The following is a 10,452-nucleotide window of genomic DNA, read 5'->3' as shown; positions in this document are numbered from 1 at the left end:
AATGTGTTGGGCTGTATCAATTTGGTATTGGCTACCGGTAGACTTGGCAAACCCTATTGCGGTTATGCAACCATCACCGGACAAGGAAACGGGCAAGGCGGTAGAGAGCATGGTCACAAGTGCGATCAATTGCCGGGTAACAGAGATATTGAAAATCCAGAACATCGAAAATACATTTCAGAAGTTTGGGGCATCAATGAAAAAGATATGCCAGGCAAGGGTTTGTCTGCCTATGAAATCATTGAAGCGATACATCGAGGCGAAATTAAAGGATTGATTTCAATTTGCTTCAATCCCTTGGTGTCTTTACCAAACAGCAATTATGTAAGAGAAGCCTTAGAGAAATTAGAATTTTATGTGTGTATTGATTTCTTCTTAAATGAAACGGCTCGCCATGCAGATATTGTGTTAGCAGGTTCATTACAAGAAGAAGAAGAGGGTACAACCACTTCTGCAGAAGGACGTGTGATTCGTATTCGCCAAGCAGTTACGCCGCCAGGTGATGCCCGTACAGATACATCCATTATTTTGGAATTAGCAAAACGATTGGGTGCGGAAGATAAATTTACCTACGATAGTAGTGAAGCAATTTTTAATGAATTACGCGTAGCATCTAAGGGAGGTACAGCCGATTATTATGGTATAACCTATAAAAGAATTGAAGACGAAATGGGTGTTTTCTGGCCATGCCCAACGATAGGCCATCCGGGCACGCCGCGTTTGTGGGAAGACCGTAAATTTAAAACGCCAGATGGCAAAGCACATTTTAATCCTGCACCCTATAAACTTCCAGGAGAAGTAACCGATGAACAGTATCCGGTAATACTAACTACTGGGCGTGTTGTTTCTCAATATTTAAGTGGAACGCAAACGCGTAGAATTGGTAAATTAGTAGATCAATATCCAGAACCTTTGTTGGAAATACACCCAAGCTTGGCAAAAAAATATGGTATTCAACAACGTGAATTGGTCCGTGTATCGAGTCGTAGAGGTGAAGGGATTTTTCCTGCGAACATTGTAGAAACCATACGTGAGGATACCGTTTTTATACCCTATCATTGGTCGGGGAAAAAATCTGCAAATCAGTTAACACCCGGAACGTTAGATCCGATTTCAAAAATACCAGAATTTAAAGTATGTGCTTGTCATTTGGAACCATTGAAGGAAATTGCACCACCTTCAAAAGATTCCATGGCCTACGCAAGTATTTAAACGATATAAAGCATGACAAATCAAACCAACTTCAATAAGAATTTAGAATTTTTTGTAGATATGCAGCGTTGCATTGGCTGTAAGGCCTGTGAAATGGCCTGTGCAGAATGTGAAACGAATGGGCATGAATCTATGATTCACGTAAATTATGTGGATAGAGCCTCTACGGTGCAAACTACTGTACAAGTATGCATGCACTGCGAAGATCCGGTATGCGCGAATGTATGTCCTGCAGATGCCATTTCTAAAGATGAATACGGAATTGTGCATACGGCAAATACAGAGCGTTGCATTGGTTGTTCAAATTGCGTAATGGCTTGTCCGTTTGGTGTGCCGAAGAAAGAGGAAGCATTTGATTTGATGATGAAATGCAACATGTGCTACGACAGAACGAGTGTAGGTAAAAAACCAATGTGCGCAACGGTTTGTCCGAGTGGTGCCTTGTTCTTTGGTACGAGAGAAGAAATAAGAGAAATGCGTCCAAATAGTTCGCCTGTAAACTCTTTCTTATTTGGTCACGAAATTGTCAATACCAAAGTCAATATTATGATGCCGAAAGACAGTACCGAATTGAGAATCTTTTAATACAGCACTATGTCAAAAGAAGATAATTTAAATGAAAATTGGAAAAAAGATTTTCCAATACTGAAGCAACAAGCAACAAATGTGAGTCGTCGTGATTTTGCAAAGTTTTTGACGCTCGTTTCAGGAGGTTTGATGGTTGGTAGTGGATTGGTTGCTGTGAAAGCGCATCTTTACCCAAAAGAAGAACTCGAAGGCGATCATTTTGTTTGCAAGAAAGACGAAGTACCTTCAGGCGGTACACGTGCATTTGTAATTGAAGGAAGTACCATTCCCTACATTTTGGTTCATCTGGAAACAGGAGAGTTTAAAGCCTATGAACAAAAATGTACCCACCTTTCGTGTTCGGTTTTCTACAAACCTGGTACGGGAATTATCCATTGTCCATGTCACGAAGGTTCATTTGATGCAGTAACAGGAGATGTGATTGCAGGACCGCCACCACGTGCTTTACCGAAGCTTCACGTGTTTTTTAAAGACAATGATATTTATGTGAAAGCAGCGATTAAAAAAAGTGAAAAGTTTGGATAAAATAACTGGATAGTATGAGTACGTTTAGAACAAGTCAAAACAAAGCGAATCCAAATAAATTAAATGCGATTCTTTCAACGGTTATTTTTATATTAATCTTGAATGTAACGATGCAAATTTGGTTGTTGTATGCTTCCTTAAATAATGCCTTAGATAATAACAAAGAAATTTTGATACCGGCTTTTATTGCTTCGATGATTTTGTTTTTAATTGGTTTTGGTATGTTGTACTTTTTACCAACGGGTAATATAAATAATAACAAGGATTAGCGCATTCGATAAACAGATTAGTGATTTTAAAACAAAAAACGGTCTGCTTCGGTAGACCGTTTTTTGTTGGATTGTACAATTCTATTAAAAGAGGAAGGACATAGTTGGTGCATTGTTAAAACTAGATTGATTTGAATGTTAAAATTCGTATTTTAATAGCTAATTTATAAACAATAAAAGTCCTGCCATGGAAAAACCTACAGATGTAAACCAATACATTCTTCAAGCATCAGAAGAGGCGCAAGTAATTATGAAAGAACTGCGGAGCATTATTCAAACTGCTGTTCCCAAGGCTGAAGAACGCATTGCATGGAATGTTCCGAATTATACATTAAATGGAGTATTGACAGGATTCGCTGTTTATGCAAAGCACGTAAGTATTGGTTTTAGTGAAGGTGGCTTGAGTGAAGAAGAACGTAGTCTGTTTGAAACAAATGGATTTAAAACAGGGAAGGGAACCGTGCAAATTAAATTTGGACAAGAAGTTCCTTCCAAAATAATAAAGCAGGTTTTGTTCAGGCATGCACAATTGAATGCTGCGAAGAGTTGAAATGTATGCGCAAACATATATAATAGTATTGACATGAAAAAGACACTCATTATTTTTGGATTCGTGGGCTTGGTTTTATTTGCTGCATGGTATGCGAATAAAAAATGGTTTAATCCCAAGCGCAAAATAGCACAAATCAATACATTGATTGATAAAAGTATATTTAAAAATGGGGATATTATTTTCCAAACCTCCTTGTCGAGTCAAAGCAAAGCGATACAGCTTGCTACGCATTCTACCTACTCACATTGTGGCTTGATTTATAAAGAAGGTGCGGATTACTTTGTGTTTGAAGCTGTTCAACCCGTTAAAAGAACGCCATTGAATGTTTGGATTGCTCGTGGAAAGGATGCACATTTTGTGGTGAAACGTTTAAAAAATGCAGATGTTATTTTAAGTCCAACGGTATTGCAGAAAATGAAAAACGTTGGAGAAACATTTATGGGTAAAAACTATGATGTAACGTTTGAATGGAGCGACGATAAGATATATTGTTCGGAACTTATATGGAAGGTCTATCAACGTGGTGCAGGAATTGAAGTGGGTAAACTTGAAAAATTACGCGATTTTAATTTGACGAATGAAGCTGTTCAGAAGAAAATGAAAGAACGTTATGGCAATACGATTCCAATGGAAGAAACTGTCATTTCCCCAGTGGCCATTTTTGACAGTGCTTTATTGGAAACCGTGTCGAGTAATTAATAATAGGTTGATCATTGATGTTCTACGATGGAATAATGGCATTGCAAACTCAATTATCTGAGGAAAGCACGTATGCATCCAATGTCGTTTGCTTAAGTAGGTAAAGTAGATAAAGAACCTATGTAATTATTTGAAGAATTCGTTTGACCAATTTTTAGTTGTTCAGACTACTTATTTTTTAAAACCATATTTTCAATAATGAGGATCAATTATATAATACCATATCTTATTTGAAATTAGTCCAAACATTGAGGAAGCTTGGCCGAAAGGCGCAACCTTGGCGAATAAACATAGGGCTAAAATGGATTTGGATTGAGTATCAGTTTCTATGTTAACAATATTGGCTTACAAATCCAATCACCAACAGCCTGGTATAAACCTAGACTGTTATAGATTTCCGTAATCACTTTTGCAGATACTTGCATCCCCATATAAAATTTTGTACTTTATTAAAGGGCAAAATCGAGTCGTGAATTTGAATAAAAACTTAAAATTGAAAATTTAAAAATCAATTCTGTCTACAAAATAATTGTATAGATTTATTTACAGCTATTTAAATGATTGAATCATGAATAACGTGAAGCAACAAACGATATATACCATTGGGCATTCTACACACACCATAGAAGTTTTTCTAGCGATGTTACAATCATTTAACATAAAAACACTTGTGGATGTGCGACGTTTTCCAGGTTCTCGAAAGTATCCTCAATTCAATCAAGATGCCTTAAAAGAAACCTTGCAACATAATGGAATAGAATACATCCATTTAGAAGAATTGGGTGGAAGAAGAAAAGTGTCAAAAGATTCTAAAAATAATACCTGGAAGAATGTTTCCTTCAAAGGGTATGCAGATTATATGGAAAACGATGCGTTTAAAAATGGCGTGTTGAAATTAGAAGGTATCGCATCCAATCAACACAGTGTAATCATGTGTTCGGAAGTACTTTGGTGGCGCTGTCATCGATCTATGATATCGGATTATTTAAAAGCTGCCGGGTGGAATGTATTGCATATTATGGCAGAAGGGAAGAGTCAAGAACATCGCTATACAGCTCCTGCACGTATCGTTGGTACTACGGTGGATTATTCAGATGTAGTTGAATAATTAATGTGGAAATGAAGTTCGGTTATATTCAATTAATATAAAAACAAAACGATGGAAACGACATTCAAAAAAGGGGATCATGTAAGTTGGAATTCAGAATCGGGGAGAGTTTCTGGAACTATTATAAAAATGCATACAAAGGATTTTGATTATAAAGGCTATACCCATCACGCTTCAAAAGAAGATCCACAGTATGAAATTAAAAGCGATAAATCAGATCACATTGCAGCGCACAAAGGTACAGCCTTAACAAAATTGAAGAGTTGAATTCGTTCTTAGTCGATTGTTAATATTGTTTCAGTTATTACACTAGAAGCTCTCTCGCAGAAATCCAATCCTGAATAATCTGGATTGTAGCCCGATATAAATGGAACAGCCATAATGTAGACCCGTTTATTTCCAATTCCATTTTGATCCACTACTTGGAAGAAATCATTGATTGCAATTCCAGAAACATACAAGCTGTAAGTACCATCACGATTCTTATGAACGTCTTTATTTCCCTTAGATATTTCAGTCTCAGCTGCATAAACATCTTTAAATTTTAACGTTGCCTGAGAAATTGTTTCTTTTTTATTTAATGATTTAAATGGGAAAACTTCAATTGGAAAATGTGCTTGACCAAAAGCATTTATAAATGTTTTATAATTTTGGCACTGTCGATTGCCATTTGTATCCATATAGGAATAAACAGCACCGCCTGTTTGTACAGGTTCCACAGTACTTTTTCTATCTACGCGTATTAAGTCCAATACCCCTGCTTTATGTAATGCTAAAATTTCTCTTGCAGAATCTTGCGGAACAAATGCAATAATGTTTGCTATCAATTCGCTCAAGGTATGTTGAATGCGTAGCATATCTTCTGCCGAAAAATATTTCGCAGGGTAATTCATTGCATAGCTCAATGCAGCTAATATTTCTTTCCAAAAAATAGGTTTGTGTGTATGTATGGATATGTCTGCTTCAACACATTCTTTTTCAAACAGGGAAAAAGGATTTAATCGCAGTCTGTAACGCATCATTAGCTGCACAAAATCTTCCATTGTTTTATGTTGGATGCGCGCGTAAAAATCTGGATCTTTTTCTTTGATGGCATCTTTAAAAGCCATTTCAAAAACAAAATCCAAGGATAAGAATCCATTGTTTGTTTTTCTGTTTTCTAGTACCTGATCTGGGTGTATGAGATTATGGCTTGATGCTTGCGATTCTTCCAAATGAATACGCACAGCAGGAAGTAAACCATTTCTAGAATGTAGTACCATTCTAAAATCCTCAAATGTTTCTGATCGGATATAGCATACTTCACCAGTGTCATTCTTTTCAAAACGACCATGAGCTGCAGCTAAGGTTCGTATAACATCTATCGCCGTTAAGGAAGAACCACGAATGGCTACGGGATGATTAAACGTTCTTTCTAATTTACTTGGAGGGTAGGGTGAATCATAGTAATTCGGTATGTTGCCTTCAAGTGTTTTCGGCCAATAATGACCCGTACAAATAATACATCTATTAAATGTGCGTTTTTTATCTTCCTCCGTACTTACGATCACTTCGTTGCGTGTTTGTACATCTTCAATGTCGACAACTTTATGATTTAAATATACGTGAACCGCAATGCCTTTAGTTTTAGCTAAGGCGATTACTTTTTCAAATTGGGCGGATAGATAACGGCCAAAAAATAATCTTGGCAGAACTTTGTATTCGTTAAATGTAGTTGGGTCTATATTAAAATGGTTCAACAACTCTAGTGGTGCTTCTTTGACCCAATCATGTATCGGGCTTAATAACTCCGGTATTTCGTTATCCGAAACATTTGTTATGTGTTCATCATTCGCCCCAATAATACTATAGGGCATTCCTGCACCTAATGTGTCTGATTTTTCGAATATATGTAGTTCAATGTTTGTCGAAGCACTTGAAATTAAATTTTTGCAAACATACAATGCACTTGGTCCGCCGCCTATGAGTGCAATCTTAGTAATCACATTACTTGAATTCATAAAGCAATTTATCGACTCAATTCAGAAATATATTTATATGAATTTTAAAATATTTTATAAAAAACGGCTATTGCCTTTCAAATAAATTAATTGTAAGATTTCATACCAAGTAATTTACCATTCCGTAATTGATGGTGTTAATGAATTCATTCAAAAAAAAAGAGGAGCATTCATAAAATGCTCCTCTTTTCGATATAGGTATGTCTACTTATTTCCTTAACCTTGAACAAGCAATTCATCTACAATTTGTTTTGCTACTTTCATGTCCAAATGCATTGCTTTTGTTAAATGTTCAGCAATATCTTTTTCTGTGTCAGATAAAACGCCATCAGCCAATAATAATTTCATTATCAAACCAAACAGAATTGCTTTATTGTCTTCTTCAATCCAAACGGCACTATGTTCAATTAAAGCATCGCTTCCTACTTTTCTATGTGCAAGCATGGCAGGTCTATAATAATCAGCAACATGTTTTCTATGGAATAAAGGTTGCTCTTCTAAAATGTGAAACATCGTTTCAATTTCAGAATCTGAAATATGTCCATCAATATGCATGCATGCATACATAATAGCAATCCATGCTTCCTGTTCAGATTCAGGGGTATATTTTTTTGGGGATGAGGAAGAAGATCCGAATATCTTTTTTAAAATGCTCATATCAATTAGGTGTTGAATGAATTCTATTTGTTAACTATGTTTCATATACGATATGAATATATTGACTAGATTTCATTTAAAGTTACTAATTTTCAACTGGTTTATTTATACGTAATTAGTAATTTTTTCAATAAGCCATTTCAACGATTTTAAATACATCTTCTGGTTTGATGTCTTTATGTTCGCCTAAAGCAACCCATCCTCGGCTTTTTAAGCGTTCAGATGCAAATGCTGCAGCCTTTTCATAGCTTTCTGTGTACTCAGATAATTTTGTTTTAATGTGAAGTGAATGGAAGAACGATTCTGTTTTTTCAATCGCAAGGGTTGCTTTTTCTTCAACCGTTCCTGTTTTAATATTCCATACACGTTCAGCGTATTGGGCTAATTTTTCTTTTTTACTATTGAATTTGTATCGATACAAGCTAGGTGCTATGATGGCAAGTGTACGTGCATGATCAATATTGTATAAAGCAGTTAATTCATGGCCAATAGCATGTACAGACCAATCGGTTGGTACACCTTTTTGAATCATACCATTCAAAGCCATGGTGCAGCACCACATAAAATCAGAGGCAACATCGTAATTTGTTTTGTCTTTCATGATTGTTGGTGCTATTTCAATCAAAGTCTGCATAATGCTTTCTGAAATACGATCTTGTAGTAGCGCATGCGCAGGGTAGGTCATATACTGCTCCAGAACGTGTGTAAATGCATCGGTTATTCCATTGGCTATCTGTCTGTCGGGAATCGATTGTATCACCTCAGGATCCAATACAGAGAACTGAGGGAATAAACCTGGTCCGCCCATGCCTAATTTTTCTTGTGTAGAACGACGGGTAATTACAGCACCTGAATTCATTTCGGATCCTGTAGCGGGAAGGGTAAGTACCGTTCCGAAGGGCATGCCTTTTTCGGTGCGTATGGGCTTCGCTAATATGTCCCAAGGTTCTGCACCTTCGTATAGTGCAGCGGATGATAAAAACTTGGTACCATCAATTACAGAGCCGCCGCCAACAGCCAATAGATAGGTAATTTTTTCTTTCTTAATAATTGCCAGTGCATCCATCAGTATTTCATATTCTGGATTCGCAGGAATGCCGCCAAATTCAATTACTTCGTAGGGTGCTAATGCTGCGATTACTTGTTCGTAAACGCCATTCGTTTTAATGCTACCGCCTCCGTACAACATCAACACTTTTGCATTGGTTGGTATTTCTTTCGCAAGGTTGGCTATTTGTCCTTTCCCAAAAAGGATTTTTGTAGGGTTTTTGAATTCGAAGTTGAGCATGAGGATTGAATTATGAATTATGAATTATGAATGATAAATTTCACGTGCTAATGAACAATGTTCATTATTAAATAAGTATCAATAAATTTAATCGTTACACAGCAGTTTCATTTTGAGAACAGAAATTTTAATCCAATTGTTCTTCTTGAGGACTTATATAAATTAAAAAATAAATAAAAATGTTGTTTGGTTTATAGTTGTAAGCATAACATTTGATGCCTCACCACTGTACACTAATTCTCTAAAAAGAAAAAGCCTCGCAAAATGCGAGGCTTTAACTCTTAAATGATTGGTATATATTAAAACTAAACTAGTTTAACATTTACTGCATTTAGTCCTTTTTTTCCTTTTTCAAGTTCGAAAGTTACTTCGTCATTTTCTCTGATCTCGTCAACAAGACCTGAAACGTGTACAAAATATTCTTTTCCTGATTCTTTTTCGATAATAAACCCAAAACCTTTTGAGTTATTAAAGAATTTAACTGTTCCGTTATTCATTATTATTGATGTTATTAATTTATCCAAATTTACAGAAATAATTTATAAAATGCTCAATTGATAGCTTTTTTTTTAAAAGATTTCTTTGTTGTACTATTTTGTGATAATTATTCTTTTATTCGATTTAATTTGTACTTTTCTATTAATTCGCTCACAATACGAGAAGTTCCTGTACTTGCTTTTTCATGAATCAAGGTCAAATTAGGATGTTTTTTCATACTAGGGATATTGGGATCAATCACAATTATCTGCACTTCACTTGAAACATAGTCGATTAAACTTGCTGCGGGATACACTTGTAAAGATGTTCCAATAACTATAAAAACATCTGCTTTGGAAGTGAGCTCTGCCGCAAATTCCATCATTGGTACAGCCTCGCCAAACCATACAATATTGGGGCGCAATTGTGATCCCTTCTCACATTTGTCTCCTAAATTTAATTCCCAACCCGATATGGGATAGATTTTTTTAGGATTTAACGTACTTCTACTTTCAAATAGTTTTCCATGTAAATGATGTATGTGTGTGGAGCCAGCTCGTTCGTGTAAATCATCAACATTTTGTGTTATAATATCAACATGGAAATACTGTTCTAATTCAAGCAAAGCTCGGTGTGCCGTATTGGGTTCTGCGTTCAATACATCTTTTCTACGCTTGTTATAAAAGTCTAGTACCAACGCAGGATTCTTTCTCCATCCTTCAGGAGATGCTACTTCCATCACATCATGACCCTCCCACAAACCGCCACTGTCGCGGAAGGTATTGATGCCACTTTCTGCTGAGATGCCAGCGCCGGTTAATATAACTACATTTTTCATTTTAATTGTTTCATAACAAATTCCAAAATACAAAAAAACAAATTCCAAACGGATATAAACAGTGTAAAGTTTAACGTGTTAAAGGGTAAAGATTAAAAAGTCCTTTCGTTTATTTAACATAAAAAAAGGAGAACAGTTAACTGTTCTCCTTTTAAGTTCTATAACAAATCGATTTTGGAATTTGTTTTTTGAATTTTGTGATTTGTAAACGTAGGAAATGATTGGTAATAATTTGCCT

Annotated in this window: 13 protein-coding genes; 8 read left to right on the top strand and 5 right to left on the bottom strand. The window is 35.8% G+C overall.

Going from position 1 to position 10,452, the window contains the following annotated elements; genetic code table 11:
* The 8 genes from Q0543_RS07690 to Q0543_RS07655 all read left to right on the top strand — a co-directional run.
* The coding region (locus Q0543_RS07690) for a molybdopterin oxidoreductase family protein (RefSeq protein ID WP_299250995.1) at positions 1-1,212 on the top strand (1,212 nt) is incomplete at its 5' end.
* Positions 1,213-1,224: 12 nt separating this feature from the next.
* On the top strand, positions 1,225-1,797 hold the full coding sequence (locus tag Q0543_RS07685) for a 4Fe-4S dicluster domain-containing protein (protein ID WP_299250993.1): 573 nt from the start codon (positions 1,225-1,227) through the stop codon (positions 1,795-1,797).
* Between the two features lie 9 nt (positions 1,798-1,806).
* Positions 1,807-2,325 carry a Rieske (2Fe-2S) protein gene (locus Q0543_RS07680; RefSeq protein ID WP_299250991.1) on the top strand — a complete coding sequence of 173 codons (519 nt, stop codon included), beginning with the start codon at positions 1,807-1,809 and terminating at the stop codon, positions 2,323-2,325.
* Between the two features lie 14 nt (positions 2,326-2,339).
* The gene (locus Q0543_RS07675; protein WP_299250989.1) at positions 2,340-2,594 is read left to right on the top strand and encodes a DUF6755 family protein; all 255 of its coding nucleotides are present in this window, start codon (positions 2,340-2,342) and stop codon (positions 2,592-2,594) included.
* A 187-nt stretch (positions 2,595-2,781) separates the two neighbouring features.
* Positions 2,782-3,144 (top strand): iron chaperone, encoded by a 363-nt coding sequence (locus Q0543_RS07670; RefSeq protein ID WP_299250987.1) that lies wholly within the window; start codon positions 2,782-2,784, stop codon positions 3,142-3,144.
* Positions 3,145-3,177: 33 nt separating this feature from the next.
* Positions 3,178-3,846 carry a YiiX family permuted papain-like enzyme gene (locus Q0543_RS07665; protein ID WP_299250985.1) on the top strand — a complete coding sequence of 223 codons (669 nt, stop codon included), beginning with the start codon at positions 3,178-3,180 and terminating at the stop codon, positions 3,844-3,846.
* A gap of 568 nt (positions 3,847-4,414) precedes the next feature.
* Complete coding sequence (locus tag Q0543_RS07660; protein WP_299250983.1) at positions 4,415-4,954, top strand: DUF488 family protein; 540 nt, start codon at positions 4,415-4,417, stop codon at positions 4,952-4,954.
* Between the two features lie 51 nt (positions 4,955-5,005).
* Complete coding sequence (locus tag Q0543_RS07655) at positions 5,006-5,221, top strand: DUF2945 domain-containing protein (RefSeq protein ID WP_299250981.1); 216 nt, start codon at positions 5,006-5,008, stop codon at positions 5,219-5,221.
* Between the two features lie 8 nt (positions 5,222-5,229).
* Here the strand turns inward: Q0543_RS07655 and Q0543_RS07650 are convergent, their stop codons facing one another.
* From Q0543_RS07650 to Q0543_RS07630, 5 genes are all read right to left on the bottom strand, one after another.
* A complete protein-coding gene (locus tag Q0543_RS07650) occupies positions 5,230-6,954 on the bottom strand; it encodes an FAD/NAD(P)-binding protein (RefSeq protein WP_299250979.1) in 1,725 nt (574 codons plus the stop codon).
* Between the two features lie 216 nt (positions 6,955-7,170).
* On the bottom strand, positions 7,171-7,611 hold the full coding sequence (locus tag Q0543_RS07645) for a TerB family tellurite resistance protein (protein WP_299250978.1): 441 nt from the start codon (positions 7,609-7,611) through the stop codon (positions 7,171-7,173).
* 127 nt (positions 7,612-7,738) lie between these two features.
* Entirely contained in the window at positions 7,739-8,899 is a 1,161-nt protein-coding gene (locus Q0543_RS07640) for an iron-containing alcohol dehydrogenase (RefSeq protein WP_299250976.1), read from the bottom strand.
* Positions 8,900-9,204: 305 nt separating this feature from the next.
* The gene (locus tag Q0543_RS07635) at positions 9,205-9,396 is read right to left on the bottom strand and encodes a cold-shock protein (RefSeq protein WP_011585718.1); all 192 of its coding nucleotides are present in this window, start codon (positions 9,394-9,396) and stop codon (positions 9,205-9,207) included.
* A 107-nt stretch (positions 9,397-9,503) separates the two neighbouring features.
* On the bottom strand, positions 9,504-10,214 hold the full coding sequence (locus Q0543_RS07630) for an NAD-dependent deacylase (protein WP_299250968.1): 711 nt from the start codon (positions 10,212-10,214) through the stop codon (positions 9,504-9,506).
* Positions 10,215-10,452: the final 238 nt, after the last annotated feature.

Origin of the sequence: uncultured Cytophaga sp. (genome assembly GCF_937863595.1) — a bacterium.
Classification (GTDB): domain Bacteria; phylum Bacteroidota; class Bacteroidia; order Cytophagales; family Cytophagaceae; genus Cytophaga.
Note: the sequence above shows the minus strand (reverse complement) of the source record. Positions and strands in the feature narration are given on the sequence as shown.